This is a genomic window from Microbacterium pygmaeum (assembly GCF_900100885.1).
GTDB lineage: Bacteria > Actinomycetota > Actinomycetes > Actinomycetales > Microbacteriaceae > Microbacterium > Microbacterium pygmaeum.
Genome location: NZ_LT629692.1, coordinates 447,268 through 463,481 on the forward strand (window position 1 = coordinate 447,268; position 16,214 = coordinate 463,481).

The 16,214-nt window shown below is 69.9% G+C and carries 19 protein-coding genes; 15 read left to right on the forward strand and 4 right to left on the reverse strand.

From position 1 onward, the window contains the following. Positions 1 to 265 precede the first annotated feature (265 nt). Genes BLT19_RS01990 through BLT19_RS02015 form a run of 6 tightly spaced genes read left to right on the forward strand, consistent with a single transcriptional unit; the run spans position 266 to position 4,795 of the window. Complete coding sequence (locus BLT19_RS01990; protein WP_091485491.1) at positions 266 to 568, forward strand: urease subunit gamma; 303 nt, start codon at positions 266 to 268, stop codon at positions 566 to 568. A 15-nt stretch (positions 569 to 583) separates the two neighbouring features. Next, the gene (ureB, locus tag BLT19_RS01995) at positions 584 to 958 is read left to right on the forward strand and encodes an urease subunit beta (RefSeq protein ID WP_091485494.1); all 375 of its coding nucleotides are present in this window, start codon (positions 584 to 586) and stop codon (positions 956 to 958) included. Then, positions 939 to 2,642 carry an urease subunit alpha gene (locus tag BLT19_RS02000; protein WP_091485496.1) on the forward strand — a complete coding sequence of 568 codons (1,704 nt, stop codon included), beginning with the start codon at positions 939 to 941 and terminating at the stop codon, positions 2,640 to 2,642. The genes ureB and BLT19_RS02000 overlap by 20 nt, the downstream gene beginning before the upstream one ends. Then, positions 2,642 to 3,307, forward strand: coding sequence for an urease accessory protein UreF (locus BLT19_RS02005; RefSeq protein WP_091485499.1), 666 nt, complete (start codon positions 2,642 to 2,644; stop codon positions 3,305 to 3,307). Before BLT19_RS02000 ends, BLT19_RS02005 begins: the two co-directional genes overlap by 1 nt. Then, positions 3,300 to 4,058, forward strand: a complete 759-nt coding sequence (gene ureG, locus BLT19_RS02010) for an urease accessory protein UreG (protein ID WP_091485501.1) — start codon at positions 3,300 to 3,302, stop codon at positions 4,056 to 4,058. Before BLT19_RS02005 ends, ureG begins: the two co-directional genes overlap by 8 nt. Further along, complete coding sequence (locus tag BLT19_RS02015; RefSeq protein ID WP_172825574.1) at positions 4,055 to 4,795, forward strand: urease accessory protein UreD; 741 nt, start codon at positions 4,055 to 4,057, stop codon at positions 4,793 to 4,795. The genes ureG and BLT19_RS02015 overlap by 4 nt, the downstream gene beginning before the upstream one ends. Positions 4,796 to 4,806: 11 nt before the next feature. Here the strand turns inward: BLT19_RS02015 and BLT19_RS02020 are convergent, their stop codons facing one another. Next, positions 4,807 to 5,361, reverse strand: coding sequence for a hypothetical protein (locus BLT19_RS02020; protein WP_157681731.1), 555 nt, complete (start codon positions 5,359 to 5,361; stop codon positions 4,807 to 4,809). Between the two features lie 32 nt (positions 5,362 to 5,393). Then, complete coding sequence (locus tag BLT19_RS02025) at positions 5,394 to 6,299, reverse strand: TerC family protein (protein ID WP_091485505.1); 906 nt, start codon at positions 6,297 to 6,299, stop codon at positions 5,394 to 5,396. Positions 6,300 to 6,380: 81 nt separating this feature from the next. On the opposite strand from BLT19_RS02025, the gene BLT19_RS02030 reads away from it, so the two are divergent. The 9 genes from BLT19_RS02030 to BLT19_RS02065 all read left to right on the forward strand — a co-directional run bounded on the left by BLT19_RS02030 (position 6,381) and on the right by BLT19_RS02065 (position 14,697). Continuing rightward, positions 6,381 to 7,709: an aminotransferase class V-fold PLP-dependent enzyme gene (locus BLT19_RS02030; RefSeq protein ID WP_407939809.1), complete on the forward strand. Its 1,329-nt coding sequence runs from the start codon at positions 6,381 to 6,383 to the stop codon at positions 7,707 to 7,709. Continuing rightward, a complete protein-coding gene (sufU, locus tag BLT19_RS02035; RefSeq protein ID WP_091485507.1) occupies positions 7,706 to 8,164 on the forward strand; it encodes a Fe-S cluster assembly sulfur transfer protein SufU in 459 nt (152 codons plus the stop codon). Before BLT19_RS02030 ends, sufU begins: the two co-directional genes overlap by 4 nt. Positions 8,165 to 8,218: 54 nt before the next feature. Further along, the gene (purL, locus tag BLT19_RS02040; protein WP_091485510.1) at positions 8,219 to 10,573 is read left to right on the forward strand and encodes a phosphoribosylformylglycinamidine synthase subunit PurL; all 2,355 of its coding nucleotides are present in this window, start codon (positions 8,219 to 8,221) and stop codon (positions 10,571 to 10,573) included. A 9-nt stretch (positions 10,574 to 10,582) separates the two neighbouring features. Further along, positions 10,583 to 10,717: a hypothetical protein gene (locus BLT19_RS18080; protein ID WP_269457419.1), complete on the forward strand. Its 135-nt coding sequence runs from the start codon at positions 10,583 to 10,585 to the stop codon at positions 10,715 to 10,717. Between the two features lie 70 nt (positions 10,718 to 10,787). Next, a complete protein-coding gene (locus BLT19_RS02045) occupies positions 10,788 to 11,570 on the forward strand; it encodes a hypothetical protein (RefSeq protein WP_091485513.1) in 783 nt (260 codons plus the stop codon). A gap of 61 nt (positions 11,571 to 11,631) precedes the next feature. After that, on the forward strand, positions 11,632 to 12,492 hold the full coding sequence (locus BLT19_RS02050; RefSeq protein ID WP_091485516.1) for a hypothetical protein: 861 nt from the start codon (positions 11,632 to 11,634) through the stop codon (positions 12,490 to 12,492). Between the two features lie 164 nt (positions 12,493 to 12,656). Next, on the forward strand, positions 12,657 to 13,043 hold the full coding sequence (locus BLT19_RS02055; RefSeq protein ID WP_091485519.1) for a GntR family transcriptional regulator: 387 nt from the start codon (positions 12,657 to 12,659) through the stop codon (positions 13,041 to 13,043). Further along, positions 13,040 to 13,966, forward strand: a complete 927-nt coding sequence (locus tag BLT19_RS02060; protein ID WP_091485522.1) for an ABC transporter ATP-binding protein — start codon at positions 13,040 to 13,042, stop codon at positions 13,964 to 13,966. The genes BLT19_RS02055 and BLT19_RS02060 overlap by 4 nt, the downstream gene beginning before the upstream one ends. Further along, positions 13,963 to 14,697 (forward strand): hypothetical protein, encoded by a 735-nt coding sequence (locus BLT19_RS02065; protein WP_091485524.1) that lies wholly within the window; start codon positions 13,963 to 13,965, stop codon positions 14,695 to 14,697. The genes BLT19_RS02060 and BLT19_RS02065 overlap by 4 nt, the downstream gene beginning before the upstream one ends. 20 nt (positions 14,698 to 14,717) lie before the next feature. On the opposite strand, the gene BLT19_RS02070 is transcribed toward BLT19_RS02065, so the two are convergent. Next, positions 14,718 to 15,806 carry an ATP-binding protein gene (locus tag BLT19_RS02070; protein WP_091485527.1) on the reverse strand — a complete coding sequence of 363 codons (1,089 nt, stop codon included), beginning with the start codon at positions 15,804 to 15,806 and terminating at the stop codon, positions 14,718 to 14,720. Next, the gene (locus BLT19_RS02075; RefSeq protein WP_091485529.1) at positions 15,806 to 16,129 is read right to left on the reverse strand and encodes a chorismate mutase; all 324 of its coding nucleotides are present in this window, start codon (positions 16,127 to 16,129) and stop codon (positions 15,806 to 15,808) included. The genes BLT19_RS02070 and BLT19_RS02075 overlap by 1 nt, the downstream gene beginning before the upstream one ends. Positions 16,130 to 16,214: the final 85 nt, after the last annotated feature.

Here is a 16,214-nt window from a genome sequence, read left to right on the forward strand (position 1 = left end):
AGAGTGGGGCGGGGATGCAAAGCGCTGACCGTTCGGGACAGTGCGTGGAGCGGAAGTGCCGATGCTGCGGACGAGCGGGCCGACCATGGTGAGTCGGTGATGTCACTATGACACCCGTGTCATTACTTTGACATTTCTCGATTATTCCGAGCGTGTAAACAGTTCTCCGGCAGATCGTTGATTTCTCGCGCATTCTCCCGTGTTCTCGCGGAAAGAAGGGTCGGGCAGCCGATCCGGTTCGAAGTGAATCTGGCACACTCCTGACATGCACTTCACCCCCGCGGAGACCGAGAAGCTGATGCTCGCCGTCGCGGGCATGATCGCCCGCGACCGGCTGGCGCGCGGAATCGCGCTCAATCATCCGGAGACGGTGGCGCTCCTGACCTGCTGGGTCATCGAGGGCGCTCGCGAAGGACGCGGCGTCGCCGAGCTGATGGAAGCCGGTCGGCACGTCCTTCGCAGGGATCAGGTGATGCCCGGGGTCCCCGAGATGCTCGCCGACGTGCAGGTCGAGGCGACCTTCCCGGACGGCCGCAAGCTCGTGACCGTCCACCACCCGATCGACTGACGACGAAGGAGACCCGTGGCATCCCCCGCAACCGGCGGCCCAGGCGCGTACCGGATCCGCCCCGGTGACATCGAGCTGAACGGCGACCGGCGCGCCGACGAGCGCATCACGCTGGTGATCCTGAACACGGGCGACCGGCCGGTCCAGATCGGCTCCCATCTGCACCTGCCCGATGCCAACACGGCGCTGGATTTCGACCGCGTGCTGGCTCGCGGCTTCCGTCTGGACATCCCCTCCGGAACCTCGCAGCGATTCGAGCCGGGGGCATCCCGGCGGCTGGATGCCGTCGCGTTCCGCGGGCGGCGGAGGATTCCCGGCATCCAGATCAAGACGGATGCGCAGGCCGGACTCGATCCGAAGGAGGCTCCCGATGGTCTCGATCAGTCGTGAGCGATACGCCGCGATCTACGGCCCGACTGCGGGCGATCAGGTGCGACTCGGCGACGCCGACCTGTACATCGAGATCGAGCAGGACCTGACGGTCGGGGGCGAGGAGGCGGTCTTCGGCGGCGGCAAGTCGATCCGGGAGTCCATGGCGCAGGGCACGACGACCCGCGCCGCGGGCGCTCTGGACACGGTCATCACCAATGCGATCATCCTGGACTGGTGGGGGATCGTGCGAGCCGACATCGGCATCCGCGACGGACGCATCGTCGGCATCGGCCACGCGGGGAATCCCGATGTCAGCGACGGCATCACCGAGGGCATGTCGATCGGTCCTTCGACGGACGTGATCGCCGGCGAAGGCAGGATCGTGACGGCCGGGGCGATCGACTCGCACGTGCACCTGCTCTCCCCGTCGCAGCTGCACGAGGCGCTCGCGACCGGCATCACCACGGTGGTCGGCGGTGGAACGGGACCCTCCGAGGGGTCGAAGGCGACCACCGTCACCCCTGGAGCGTGGCATCTGACGCAGATGCATCGGGCGCTGGACGCCGTCCCGATGAACGTCCTGCTCCTCGGCAAAGGAAACACGGTCTCGGCCGCCGCCCTCAAGGAGCAGGCGCTCGCTGGCGCGGCGGGCTACAAGGTGCACGAGGACTGGGGTTCCACGCCCGCGGCGATCGACGCGGCGCTGCGCGCGGCCGAGGACTGGGGCCTGCAGGTCGCCCTGCACTCCGACTCGCTGAACGAGGCCGGCTTCGTGGAATCCACCCTCGGCGCGATCGCCGGCCGCTCGATCCACGCCTTCCACGTCGAGGGCGCCGGCGGCGGGCACGCGCCTGACATCCTGACCCTGGCCGGCCATCCGAACGTCATCCCCGGCTCGACGAACCCCACGCTGCCGCACACCGTGAACACGGTCGCCGAGCACCTGGACATGCTCATGGTCTGCCACCACCTCAACCCGGCGGTGCCCGAGGATCTCGCGTTCGCCGAGTCGCGCATCCGCGGCACCACGATCGCGGCGGAGGACATCCTCCACGATATGGGCGCTCTCTCGGTGACCTCCTCGGACGCGCAGGCGATGGGCCGTATCGGGGAGGTGATCACGCGCACCTGGCAGGTCGCCCACGTCATGAAGCACCGACGGGGTCCGCTCGGCGGCGGCATGCCGGCCGACAACGAGCGCGCGCGCCGCTATGTGGCCAAGTACACGATCAACCCGGCCGTGGCCCACGGCATCGCCTACGACGTCGGCTCGGTCGAGGTGGGCCGGCTCGCCGATCTCGCGATCTGGGAGCCGAAGTTCTTCGGCGTGCGGCCCGCGGTGGTCGTCAAGGGCGGAATGATCGCCTGGGCGAGCCTCGGCGACCCGAATGCCTCCATTCCGACTCCGCAGCCGGTGCTGCAACGCCCCGCATTCGGTGACGCCATCGGCGCCGACCTCGCCGTGACCTACGTCTCGCCGGCCGCGCTCGATGCGGGTCTGGCCGAGCACCTCGGCCTGCGTCGCCGCCTCGCGGCGGTCGGTCCGACCCGCGCGATCGGCAAGGCGCAGATGAAGAACAACGACGTCCTGCCGCAGATCGCGATCCGCCCCGATACGTTCGAGATCTCGATCGACGGCGATCCAGTGGAGCCGGCACCCGCGGCATCCCTCCCTCTCGCTCAGCTCTACAACCTCTTCTGATGCAGCCGGCAGCGCAGACGATCAGCCTCCTCCTGGCGGATGCCCGGCTCCCCAGCGGGGGGCACGCGCAGTCCTCCGGGGTGGAGCCGGCGCTGCTGGGCGGCCTCCCGGTCGACCAGATCGGGCTGTTCCTGGCGGCCCGCGCCCGCACGACGACGATGGTGGATGCCGCGACCGCCGTCGTCGCCCGGCACGCCGCGCTGGACTGCCGGCCGATGACGCGGATCGAACGGGCGTGGAGCGCCCGCACGCCCAGCGGGGCGATCCGTGACGCGTCGCGGGATCTCGGGCGGGGTCTCCTGCGGCTGGCGGCTGCCGTCTGGCCGGAGGCCACCTCGTCCTTCGGCGAGACGGGCGCCTCGCCGCCGCGTCCGCTGGTGCTCGGCGCGATCGCCGCGCACACCGGGCTCGATGCCGAAACGCTCGTCCGCCTGACGATCTACGACGACATGGCGTGCGCGGTCGCCGCGCTGCTCAAACTCGAGCCCGGCGACCCGGCCGGTGGTGTTCGTCGGGTCCTGGAGGCCTGCGCGTCGATGGAGCCGCACGTGTCCCGGCTCGCCGCGATCACCGAACACGCCCACATCCCCGCGGCCGGCGCGCCGCAAGCCGAGGCATGGTCGCAGGACCACGCCGTGACCACCAGGAGGCTCTTCCGTGCCTGACTCCCTTCCCCCCACCCGCGCGCTGCGTCTCGGCGTCGCCGGCCCCGTCGGCACCGGGAAGTCGTCGCTGATCGCGACGGTGTGCCGATCGCTCGCCGACGACCTGCGGCTCGGCGTGATCACCAACGACATCTACACCGACGAGGATGCCCGCTTCCTGCGCTCGGCCGGCGTCCTGGAACCCGAGCGCATCCGCGCGGTCGAGACCGGCGCGTGCCCGCACACCGCCATCCGGGACGACATCACGATGAATCTGCTCGCCGCCGAAGACCTCGAGCGGGACTTCGCGCCGCTGGATGTCGTCCTGATCGAGTCGGGCGGCGACAATCTGACGGCCACCTTCTCGCCCGCCCTGGTGGACGCCCAGATCTTCGTCCTCGACGTCGCCGGCGGCGGAGACGTCGCCCGCAAGGGCGGCCCGGGCATCGGACGCGCCGACCTGCTGGTGGTCAACAAGACCGATCTGGCCCCGTATGTCGGCGTCGACGTGCCGCGGATGGTCGCCGATGCCGAGGCGGCCCGCGACGGCCGGGCGGTGCTGGCGCTCTCGCGCACCGATGCCGTATCGGTGGCGGCGCTGCGATCGTGGGTTCTCGAGGTCCTGGCCGGTCATCGCAACGGATCGCACGTCCCGCAGGATCCGGGCCCGATGGCGCCGCACTTCCATGCCGACGAGGAGCACCCCGGAGGCGGCTTCCTGCACGAGCACGAGCACGAGCACACGCATGAGCACGAGCACGAGCACGGATGAGCACGACCCGGATCGCCGTGACCGCGGGGGATCCCCGCGCCCACGTCGACCTGGTCGTCGGCGCGCTGGCACCCCGGCTGATCGATCGCGCTGAGCGTCGTGCGCGGGTGGCGCTGACCGCCGCAGGAATGCTGCTGCTCGGCGGCGACCGGGTGCACATCCGCGTGGAGGTCGGCGACTGCTGCACCCTCGATCTCGAAGACGTCGGAGGCACCGTCGCGTATCCGACCCGCGGCGTGCCGTCCGAATGGATCGTGGACATCGATGTGGGCGCCGGGGGCGTGCTGCGCTGGCACGGTCTGCCGTTCGTCCTGGCCGCGGGGGCGGACGTGCGACGACGCACGACGATCTTCCTCCAGCCGCAGGCACGGGCGCTGGTCCGCGAGACGCTCGTGCTCGGCAGGTATGCCGAGACCGGCGGCCATCTCCGCTCGTCCTTCGATGTGGCCGATGCAGGCGGCCCGGTGCTGTGCGAGACCCTCGAGGTCGACGGGGTCGTGCCCGAGCCCGGCGTGCTCGGCGATGCACGCGTGGTCGACTCAGTGATCGCCGTCGGCTTCCGCCCGCCGGCCGCGCCGGGGCATCTCGTGCTCGACCAGCCCGGAGCAATCGCCCGTCATCTCGGCGGCCAGAGCCACGAGTCCGATCTCGATCCCACCTGGAGGCAGTGGTCCGTCGCGCTCGAGCCTGCGTCCGCCGCGGTGTCACCGGACCGCGGTCGCGTCAGCGTGCGCTGACGGAGTGCGAGTCAGGAGCCGAGCGCGCCCAGCCCCGCGACGAGCGCCCACGTGCCGATCCCCAGGAAGACCGGACCGGAGAGGATGCCGCACCAGAAACTCGGCGCGGCCACCTCGCGCGGCAGGAACAGGACCACGATCCCGACGGCCGTGATGAGGATCGCCGCGACCATGATCAGGGGCTGACCGAACACGAAGGCCAGCGGCACGAAGTGCACGCCGACGATGATCAGCACCGTCGGCGCGACGAGGAAGGTGCGGTCGGTCCGGACGTAGAAGATCGTGAGAGCGATGATCGCGGCGACCTCGAGCCAGAACACGACGATGTATCCGGTCAGGGCGGGGCTGCCCGATGCGAGCGTCGTCGGGGTGTCCCAGTGGCGGATCGCGCCGGCGATGCCGAACCCGGCCAGCACGAGCCCGCCGACCTGCAGGAGCACCAGCAGCACGCGCCAGATCACGCCCTTCGGCGGACGCTCCTGGCCCCAGCCGGCCCAGACGAAGGTGACGACGCCGAACAGGGCCCCGGTCATCACGAGGTCGCGGGCGTACTCGAGGTTCAGCATGCCCACACGCTATCGGGCCGGTCCTGCTCGCCTCAGCCGAGGCCCGCGCGCTCGTCGTCGTCGCGGGGCGTTTCGGCCCCGGCGACCGGCTTGCGGGACAGGCCGACGGCGCCGGCATCCGGCCCCTTCGTCAGGGCCGCAGAGACGGCGATCGACTCATCCACGCCGGGGTACTGGGGGCGCAGCTGCACCGCGTGCGACGCGCGCTGCTCGCGCTTTGCCTTCCGCGACGCGTAGATCAGGTTCAGCGCCTCGACGAGGATCGCGAAGGCCATCGGAGCGTAGATGAGCGCCTTGTCGATGTGCACGCCGAAGCCCTCGGCGACCAGGAACACACCGATCAGCAGAAGGAACGACAGCGCGAGCATCTTCACGGTCGGGTGCTTGTTGACGAAGGCGAAGATGAAGCGCGAGGCGAACAGCATGATGCCGAACGAGAGGACCACCACCGTGATGATCACGAGGAGGTTCTCGGTCATCCCCACCGCGGTGATGACGGAATCGAGCGAGAAGACGATGTCCAGCAGCAGGATCTGCGTGAGGACGGAGGCGAACGTGACCTGCGCGACCTTGCCGCCCGCGCCGTGCTCCTCCTCGGCGCCCTCGAGTTTGTGGTGGATCTCGGTGACGGCCTTGTAGACCAGGAACAGTCCGCCCGCGATGAGGATGAAGTCCTTCCAGGAGAAGCCCATCCCCCACAGGACGATCACGTCCTCTTTCAACGTGATGATCCACCCGGCGAAGAACACCAGCACGACACGGATCAGCATCGCGAGCGTCAGCCCGAGGTTGCGCGCGCGGGCCTGCTGCTCCTTCGGGAGCTTGCTGGCGAGGATCGAGATGAAGATGACATTGTCGACCCCGAGGACGATCTCGAGCACGAACAGCGTCAGGAACACCGCGATCAGGTCCGGCGTGAAGGCGAAGGAGAAGTCCACGCTCCCATCGTAGGCGGGCCGCTTCCCCGCTCCCGACGGCTTGACCGCCCGGCTCCCAGGCCCCCGGCGTAGCCTTGAGGAGTGCCCTCTCCGACCCGTTCGCCCATCCTGGATGCCGCACCACGCGCGCTGGATCCCCTCGCTGTTCGCGAGGATTTCCCGATCCTGAGTCGCTCGGTGGGCGGCCAGCCGCTCGTGTACCTCGACTCCGCCGCGACCAGCCAGAAGCCGCGTCAGGTGATCGATGCCGAGGTGTCCTTCCTCACCCGCGAGAACGCCGCCGTCCATCGCGGCGCGCACACCCTCGCCGCAGAGGCGACGGAGCTGTTCGAAGACGCCCGCGCCACCGTCGCCGGTTTCGTCGGGGCTCAGCCCGAGCAGCTGGTGTGGACGAGCGGGGCGACCGCCGGTCTGAACCTGGTGGCGTACGCGATCGGCAACGCAACCCTCGGGCGCGGCGCACCGGCGAGCGCGCGATTCGCGCTCGCGCCGGGCGACGAGATCGTGGTGACCGAGATCGAGCACCACGCGAATCTGATCCCCTGGCAGGAGCTCGCCGCGCGCACGGGTGCGGTCCTGCGGCATATTCCCGTGCGCGAGGACGGGACGATCGATCTGGATGCCGCGGCATCCGTCATCTCGGATCGCACCCGCATCGTGGCTTTCACGCACGTCTCGAACGTCCTCGGCATCGTGAACCCGGTGGTGGAGCTCGTCGCGCTCGCCCGCTCCGCCGGCGCGATCACCTTGCTCGATGCCTGCCAGTCGGCGCCGCACCTCCCGCTGGACCTGCCGGGGCTCGGCGTCGACATCGCGGTGTTCTCCGGTCACAAGATGCTCGGTCCGTATGGCATCGGCGGGCTGTACGGCAGACGCGAGGTGCTCGAGGCCCTGCCGCCGTTCCTCACCGGCGGCTCGATGATCACGACCGTCTCGCTGGACTCGGCCGAATACCTGCCTCCGCCGCAGCGGTTCGAGGCGGGGACCCAGCCGGTCTCGCAGGCGATCGCGCTGGCGGCCGCGGTCCGCTACCTCGACGCGGTGGGAATGGATGCCGTCCACGCCCATGAGCGGATGCTCGAGCGCCGGCTGCGCGAGGGGCTGCGACAGATCGAGGGGGTCCGCGTGCTGGGCGACCCTGCGACACGCTCAGGGGCGCCGACCGTCGACCGGGTCGGCCTCGCGGCGTTCGACGTCGCAGGCGTCCACGCGCACGACGTGGGCCAGCTGCTGGACTCCCGCGGCATCGCGGTGCGGGTCGGACACCACTGCGCCGCCCCCCTGCACCGCCGGTTCGGGCTCACCGCGTCCGTGCGCGCCTCGACCGCCCTGTACACCACGAACGACGAGGTCGACCTCTTCCTGGACGCACTCTCCGGCGTGCGCGCGTTCTTCGGGGCGACCGAGTGAGCGGCCTCGAATCGCTGTACCAGGAGCTCATCCTCGAGCACTCCAAGCGCCCGCACGGCAAAGGGCTCGCGGACGAGGAGGCGCCCACGGCGACCTCCCATCAGCGCAACCCGATCTGCGGCGACGAGATCACGCTTCGCGTGCGTCTGACGGGCGAGGGCACCGTCCGCGACGTCACGTGGGACGGCTCCGGCTGCTCGATCTCGCAGGCGTCCGCCTCGATGCTGGCCGTGCTGATCGATGACGGCGAAGGCCGGATGCCGCCGGGCGAGGCATCCGCTCTCGTCGACGGCTTCCGCACGGCGCTCCGCTCGCGCGGCACCATCGCGCTCGACGAGGAGACGTACGGCGACGCGGAGGCCCTGAGCGGGGTCTCGAAGTACACCGCGCGGGTGAAGTGCGCGATGCTCGCGTGGGTCGCCTTCGAGGACGCCCTCGCCCGCGCCGGCGCGTAGCCGCCAACTAGACTGGGGCGGTCCGGCGTCCCTCGAATCCTGGAGCTCAGCCGCGTGACCACCCCCACCGAAACCGTCCCCGCCGCAGCGCCCCGCCCCGCAGCGGATACGGTCGACAACGCGATCGCGACCCCCGAGAAGGAGCAGCCGTACGGCGCCCTCGGACTCAAGGCCGACGAGTACGCGCGGATCCGCGAGATCCTCGGCCGCCGCCCCACCAGCGGCGAGCTGGCGATGTACTCGGTGATGTGGTCGGAGCACTGCTCCTACAAGTCGAGCAAGATCTACCTCCGCCAGTTCGGCGAGAAGGTCTCTGACGACATGAAGACCCGCCTCATGGTGGGCATGGGCCAGAACGCCGGCGTCGTGGACATCGGCGAGGGCTGGGCGGTCACCTTCAAGGTCGAATCGCACAACCACCCGAGCTACATCGAGCCGTTCCAGGGAGCCGCGACCGGCGTGGGCGGCATCGTCCGCGACATCATCTCGATGGGCGCCCGGCCGGTCGCCGTCATGGACCAGCTGCGCTTCGGGGCGATCGACAACCCCGACACCGCGCGCGTCGTGCACGGTGTCGTCAGCGGGATCTCCTTCTACGGCAACTGCCTCGGGCTGCCAAACATCGGCGGCGAGACCGTCTTCGACGCGGTCTACCAGGGCAACCCGCTCGTCAACGCGCTCGCGGTCGGAGTGATGCGCCACGAGGACATCAAGCTCGCCAATGCCAGCGGCGCCGGCAACAAGGTCGTCCTGTTCGGCGCCCGCACGGGCGGCGATGGCATCGGCGGAGCATCCATCCTCGCTTCCGACTCGTTCGATTCCACCGGTCCGACCAAGCGCCCCGCCGTACAGGTCGGCGACCCGTTCGCCGAGAAGGTGCTCATCGAGTGCTGCCTCGAGCTCTACCGCGACGACCTGGTCGAGGCGATCCAGGATCTCGGCGCCGCCGGCATCTCCTGCGCGACCAGCGAGCTGGCCGCCAACGGCGGCAGCGGCATGAAGGTCGCTCTGGACAGCGTGCTGCTGCGCGACCCGACCCTCACGCCCGAAGAGATCCTGATGAGCGAGAGCCAGGAGCGGATGATGGCGATCGTGGCGCCCGAGAAGCTCGAGGCCTTTCTCGCCGTGGTCGCCAAGTGGGACGTCGAGACCAGCGTCCTCGGCGAGGTCACCGGCGACGGGCGCCTGGTCATCGACTGGCACGGCGAGGAGATCGTCAACGTCGACCCGTCCACGGTCGCCGTCGACGGACCGGTCTACGAGCGCCCGGTCGCCTACCCGACCTGGATCGACGCGCTCCGCGACGACTCGGCCACTGCGCTCGCGCGGACCGATGATCCCGACACCCTGCGCACCCAGTTCGTCCAGCTCGTCTCCAGCCCCAACCTCGCCGACACGTCGTGGGTGACCAACCAGTACGACTACTTCGTGCTGGGGAACACGGCGCTGAGCTTCCCCGACGACGCCGGCATGATCCGGGTCGACGAGGCCTCCGGCCTCGGCTTCGCGATCGCCACCGACTGCAACGGCCGCTTCTGCCAGCTCGACCCCTACGAGGGCGCCAAGCTCGCGCTGGCCGAGGCGTACCGCAACGTCGCCGTCACCGGCGCGGCCCCCACCGCCGTCACCGACTGCCTGAACTTCGGCAGCCCGGAGAACCCCGAGGTCATGTGGCAGTTCTCCCAGGCCGTCGCGGGGCTGGCGGACGGATGCCTCGAGCTCGGGATCCCCGTCACCGGCGGCAACGTCAGCTTCTACAACCAGACCGGCGATCAGCCGATCTTCCCGACTCCGGTGGTGGGCGTCCTCGGCATCATCGACGACGTCGCCCGTCGCATTCCGAGCGGCTGGCAGGATCCCGGCGAGAACATCTACCTGCTCGGCGTCACCTCCACCGAGCTCAGCGGGTCGGCCTGGGCCGGCACCGTGCACGGGCACCTCGGCGGACGCCCGCCGGCGGTCGACCTCGCAGCCGAGAAGCGGCTCGCCGAGCTGCTGCACGCCGCCTCCCAGCAGTCGCTGGTCTCCAGCGCACACGACCTGTCCTCCGGCGGCCTCGCCCAGGCGCTGGCCGAAGGCGTGATGCGCTTCGGCATCGGCGCCCGGGTGTGGCTGCGCGAGATCATGGAGCGGGACGGGGTGGATGCCGCATCCGCCCTCTTCTCGGAATCCACCGGGCGCGTGCTCGTGAGCGTTCCCCGCGAGGACGACGTGAAGTTCCGCGGCCTCTGCGATGGGCGCGGCTACCCCGTGCTGCGGATCGGCGTCACCGACATCCCCGGCGACGGCGGGGAGCCTGCGCTCGAGATCCAGGACGTCTTCACCGTGCCGCTCGGCGAGCTGCGGGGGCTGTCCACCGCAACCCTCCCCGCCGCCTTCGGCGCAACGGTCGTCGAGCCGAGCGCCTAAACTGACCGCATGGCACCGGACGACGAGTACGCGGATTACAACCAGACGCGCCAGAAGCGGGTCAAGGTCATCGCGTGGGTCGTCATCGTCGCGCTGATCCTCGTCGGCGGCGGCGCGACCGTGCTGGCACTGCTCTTCGGATGACCGATGCCGCCCAGCTGTCGGTTCGCTGACCGCCCGGGCGGCTGAGCCCCACGGCGATTAGCATGGGTTCGTGGAGCCGTTCCTCCTTTTCGTCGAGGGCTGGTGGTGGGTGGCTCCGGCTGCCGCCGGCGCCGGAACCGCAGCCTATGCCGGACTCACCATGAAGGGCCGTCGTGCGCGACGGCTCGAACTCGACGCCGCCCGTCACGAGGAGGCGACGGCCTATCGGGCCCTGATCGCCGCCCGGGCCAAGGTCAGCGAAGCGCAAGCCGAGGTCCTTGCGGCGCACGCCGACTCCGGCGCGCCCGGGTTCGGCTCATCCTTCCTCGACGGTGTGCTCAACGCCGCCGGCATCGTCGTGAGCCCGGAGACCAGCGATGCGAAGCGGCGTCTGCTCGAGGCCAAGCGCCGCGAGAAGTCTGCGGCCTTCGCCCTGCGTGCGACCCGCACGCGCGTCAAGGCGATCAGTGCGACCTATCACGCGGCCTCCGCGACCGACCCGCTCCCGCTGGAGAAGCTGTTCGGGGAGCATGACGCCGTCCTCGCGCGCTGGATGCGCTACGAGACCGATCCGATGACGGCGTTCGACCACCCGCAGCTGAGCGACTCCGGCAACCCGGCCACCCTGGCGTTCCTGCGCGCCCAGCGCGTGGCGAGCACGCTGCGACCGGCATCGGCTCGCGAGAAGGTCCCGCCGCAGCGGTTCGTCGAGTACCGCGATGCGGTGCGCGCACTGAGGATCGCGTTCGACGAGGCGGAGCGGCAGGCGGGCGCAGCGCCTCGGCCGGCTGCTCCCCCACGCGGCGCCACGTGGCCGATCCCCAGCTGGCTGCCGAACCGCCCGCAGGCCTGAGTCGCCTGGCAGCCTGCTTCGAGCCGAGCGGGTGCCGTCGGGCGACGGTTAGCATGACAGTGTGGAGCAGTTCTGGCAGTTCGCGGGCAACTTCTGGTGGCTCGCCTTCCCCCTCTTCGGGGTGCTCGCCGGCGTCGGCCGGGCGTGGGAGCGCGGTGCGCGCCTGCGCCACAAGCGGCGGCTCGAAGTCATCCACGCGAAAGCCGAACTGAAGGCCGCAGCGCGGGGCGGCGTTGCGGGACCGGTCGCGATCGCCGGTCGTGCGTCCTCCGCGAACACTGCCGATTCCACGGAGGCGTCGGGCGCGGCACCGACCCAGCTGGAGCGCCTCTTCGCCGCGCACGACGCGGTCACCGCGCGCTGGCTCGAGTACGAACTCGATGTCGCGAAGCTCATCGCCTTCCCGGCCATGAGCGACGGGCGCCAGCCGTTGACCGCTGCCTTCCTGCGCGCCAAGAAGGTCGCGGACGGTTTGCGCCCCGCATCCGTCAAAGCGCGGATCACGAAGGACCAGCTCGCCGAGTACCGCGACGCCGTCACCGATTTCGAGGTGGCCTTCGACGTCGCCGAACGCGATGCCAGGCGCATCCGCGACACATCCTTCAGCGATGCCGAGCGCAAGCGGCTGGACACCGCGAAGCAGCTCCTCTCGATCGCCATCGATCAGGCCGCGACGCCCGCCGAGCGCCAGGTCGCCTACCGCCGCGTGCGCGAGGAGCTGGACGGGCTGATCCTGCTCTCCGATGACGCGATCGAGGTGCTCGAGGGCAGAGTCGCCCTCGAGCTGACAACGGGCGAGGCGCCGGGTGCCCCGGCGACGAACGCCACACCTCCCGCAGCGCAGCGCCAGCCGTGGCCGGTCCCGGCCCGCAGCTCCGATACGGCTCCGGGTCGCGTCATCCGGCCCAAACCCCACTCCTGAGACCCGCCGCACCGCACGAGATCAGGTGATCTTGCCGGGGCAGGAGGATTTCGGCGGAAAGCTCCTGTCTCCGCCCGATCACCTGATCTGGATCGAGGCCTTGACGTGCATGTGGTTCCGTGGTTACTTAGTCAAGTAAGGAACCGACAAAGCGGAGGCGTCACGTGATCGAAGAAGGCAGAGCCCTCTTCCTGCAGATCGCAGAGGGGGTCGAGGACTCGATCATCGATCGGAGCCTGGCCGAAGAGAGCCAGGCGCCGTCGACGAACGAGCTCGCCGCGTTCTTCCGCATCAATCCGGCCACCGCCGCCAAGGGAGTGAACATGCTCGTCGACAAGGGAGTGCTCTACAAGCGCCGGGGTATCGGCATGTTCGTCGCGCCGGGCGCCCGCGAACTGCTGCTGGAGGAGCGTCGCACCGCCTTCGCCACCGCGTACGTCGAACCGCTGCTCATCGAGGCGCGCAAGCTCGGCCTCGGTCCGGAAGACCTGAGCGCTCTGATCCTCGATCGCGCGCACACCGCAGACACCACGGAAGGAACCTCACGATGACCGACGTGATCGAGGTCAAGGGCCTCACGAAGCGCTACCGCGACACGGTCGCAGTCGATGACGTCTCGTTCCGCATCGAAGCCGACACGATCTACGGGCTGCTGGGGCGCAACGGCGCCGGCAAGACGACGGTGATGTCGATCCTCACCGCGCAGAATTTCGCCACCCGCGGCGAGGTGCGCGTCTTCGGCCAGAACCCGTACGAGAACACGAAGGTCCTGCAGCGACTGTGCTTCGTGCGCGAGAGTCAGAAGTACCCCGACGACGCGCTGCCCAAGCACGCGTTCGCCACCGCGCGGCTGTTCTTCCCGCACTGGGACCAGCAGCTGGCCGAGCGGCTGATCGACGACTTCCAGCTGCCGATGAAGCGCCGCATCAAGAAGCTCTCCCGGGGCCAGCTCTCCGCGGTCGGGGTCGTCATCGGCCTCGCCTCGCGGGCCGAGATCACCTTCTTCGACGAGCCGTACCTCGGCCTGGACGCCGTGGCCCGCCAGATCTTCTACGACCGGCTGCTCGAGGACTACACCGAGCACCCGCGCACGATCATCCTGTCCAGTCACCTGATCGACGAGGTCTCCAACCTCATCGAGAAGGTCCTCGTGATCGACCGCGGCCGGATCATCATGGACGAGGACACCGATGCCGTCCGTGACCGCGCTGCGAACATCGTGGGCGACGCCGCCGTCGTCGACGCCTTCGTCGCCGGCCGCGAAGTCATCCATCGCGAGACGCTCGGACACGTGGCATCCGTCACCGTCCTCGGCGCGCTCACCGCGGCCGACCGCGAGCGCCTCACCGCCTCCGGCCTGGATGTCGCGCCGGTCTCGCTCCAGCAGCTCATCGTGCGCACCACCCAGCACGCCGCCGAATCGATCGGCGCCGCAGGCGAAGCATCCGCCATCGACGAAGGAGCACTGCGATGACCACCCTCGATGTCACCCGCGACCGCGCACGCGTCCCGAACCGCACGCTCGGCGTCGTCCGCATGCAGCTGATCAACCGGCAGACCTACATCTGGATCCCGCTGATCATCCTCGGCGGCGCGTTCGCGCTGACGCTCGCGATCTACGCGATCCTGCAGAATGCCGGCATCGACGGCCCGAAGTACGGCGGCGGCGGGCAGGCGCCGCTCTGGTACTTCATGGTGGTGGGCATCCAGGCGCTCACGCTCACCTTCCCGTTCTCGCAGGCGATGAGCGTCACACGGCGCGAGTTCTACCTCGGAACCCTCCTGACCGCCGCCCTCACCTCTGCGATCCTCGCCGGGATCTCCGTGATCGGCGGCCTGATCGAGATGGCCACTGACGGCTGGGGGATGAACGGATACTTCTTCGGCCTCCCCTGGATCTGGGAAGCGGGCCCGGGCGGCGCGTTCCTGCTGAACTTCGTGGCGGCGATGCTGTTCTTCGTGATCGGGTTCTGGGCCGCGACGATCTACAAGCGGTTCGGGGCTGTGGCGCTGACGATCGTGCTGGTCGGCATCGGAGTGCTGCTCGTGGCGGGCCTGTGGCTGGTCGGGCGAATGGATGCCTGGGCCGCGGTCTTCGGCTGGTTCGGCAGCGTCGGGGTCGTCGGGCTCTCACTCTGGGGCGGGCTGCTGGGTGCGGTCCTGGCCGGGATCGCCTTCCTCACGCTGCGACGCGCGATCCCCTGAGACCGCCGGTTCCGCTGCCGTCAGCGCAGCGGAACCGGAACGTCGACGCCGCCCTCGTGCGTGAGCCGCGCACCCATCTGCACCAGGCTCGGCTGGTCCACGAAGCCGCCGGCGAACAGGGCCTGACCCTGCGGGAACGAGGTCGAGCGCTCCAGCAGCGACTCCGGCGCGTAGCCGAAGACGCCGGCCAGCTCGTCGATGTCGCGCGGCGAGCTCATCCGCATCAGCGCCAGGTTGTCGCACTGCGACAGCGCGTTCGGGTGCACCTTCGACGGGCGCTGGGTCGACAGCAGCAGCCACAGCCCGTACTTACGGCCCTCCGCGGCGATCTGCACGATGCGCTCGGTGAGCAGGCGCTGCACCGGCGAGACCGGATCCGGCGTGCAGAGGTTGTGTGCCTCGTCGATCACGATCAGCCGCCCGATGCGCTGCTCGCGGTTCTCCCAGAGGTGATCGAGGACCGCGAGTGCCGCGGCGCGCGACTCGGTCGGCGTCGGGAAGCCGCCGAGGTCGACCACCGTCGCGTCGGGCTGTTCGTCGATGTCGTCGGTCACGCTGCGCTGACCCCACGCCCACAGCTTCCACTGCGGCACGCCGAGGTTCTCCAGGCGCTGGGCCAGCTGATGGCGGATCTTGTCCGGGTGGGCGCGCAGGAAGGAGACGAGGTCGTGGTCGGGGATCATGCTGACATCGCCCTCGACCCGGAGCATCGCGTTGTAGTCATCGGCGTCCAGGAGCGGATCGATCTGGAGGATCGCCGCCCGCGAGCGCAGCGGCAGCTCGAGGAAGCGCGCGTGCAGCGGTTCGCCGACGCCGGGGGATGCGCTGCGCACGCGGATGTCGCGCTGCGCGAGCTCGGCGGCCTCCGCCGCGGGGGCGTCGTCGCGGATCTCCCCGAGCCGCACGAAGTCCGAGTTCGGATCGAGGATCACCAGCGGGAGCCGGGTGTGCAGCAGCAGCTGCTCGAGCGCGACGCCCAGGGCGTAGGTCTTGCCCGAGCCGCTCTGCCCGCACCAGAACGTGTGCCGGTTCATGCGGGCGGCGACCAGCCGGGCCGGCGAGTACTCCTCGGACTCCACCAGCCGCCCGATGGTCAGGTGCGTGCCCATCAGCTCTCCTCCGCGGCGGCGACGTGGTGGCGGATGACTTCGGCCACCACGAACGCGAACCACTTCTGCGCGAACTCGGGGTCGAGCTCGGCCTCGAGGGCGAGCGTGCGCAGGCGGGCGATCTGCTGCTCCTCGCGGGCGGGGTCGGATGCCGGCATCCCGTGCTCCGCTTTGAGCAGACCGACCTGCTTGGTGGCGCGGAAGCGCTCCGCGAGCATGAAGACCAGCGCCGCGTCGATGTTGTCGATGGTTCCGCGCAGACGCAGGAGTGTGGCCCGCGCCTCATCGTCGGCGGAGCCGGCTGCGCTCGTGTGATCGGTCATGTATCCCCCTCGCTCCCCGACGATACCGGCCGGGCATCGCGCGCGCGGAGAGGATGCCGTCATTCATACCCGACGGGTGACGGAC

Excerpts from the sequence above, each read along its gene's own strand:
- BLT19_RS02065 (WP_091485524.1), top strand. The coding sequence starts at position 13,963 with ATGACCACCCTCGATGTCACCCGCGACCGCGCACGCGTCCCGAACCGC.
- BLT19_RS02060 (WP_091485522.1), top strand. The coding sequence starts at position 13,040 with ATGACCGACGTGATCGAGGTCAAGGGCCTCACGAAGCGCTACCGCGAC.
- BLT19_RS02020 (WP_157681731.1), bottom strand. The coding sequence starts at position 5,361 with ATGCTGAACCTCGAGTACGCCCGCGACCTCGTGATGACCGGGGCCCTG.
- BLT19_RS01990 (WP_091485491.1), top strand. The coding sequence starts at position 266 with ATGCACTTCACCCCCGCGGAGACCGAGAAGCTGATGCTCGCCGTCGCG.
- BLT19_RS02005 (WP_091485499.1), top strand. The coding sequence starts at position 2,642 with ATGCAGCCGGCAGCGCAGACGATCAGCCTCCTCCTGGCGGATGCCCGG.
- BLT19_RS02000 (WP_091485496.1), top strand. The coding sequence starts at position 939 with ATGGTCTCGATCAGTCGTGAGCGATACGCCGCGATCTACGGCCCGACT.
- BLT19_RS02070 (WP_091485527.1), bottom strand. The coding sequence starts at position 15,806 with ATGGGCACGCACCTGACCATCGGGCGGCTGGTGGAGTCCGAGGAGTAC.
- BLT19_RS18080 (WP_269457419.1), top strand. The coding sequence starts at position 10,583 with ATGGCACCGGACGACGAGTACGCGGATTACAACCAGACGCGCCAGAAG.
- BLT19_RS02075 (WP_091485529.1), bottom strand. The coding sequence starts at position 16,129 with ATGACCGATCACACGAGCGCAGCCGGCTCCGCCGACGATGAGGCGCGG.
- BLT19_RS02015 (WP_172825574.1), top strand. The coding sequence starts at position 4,055 with ATGAGCACGACCCGGATCGCCGTGACCGCGGGGGATCCCCGCGCCCAC.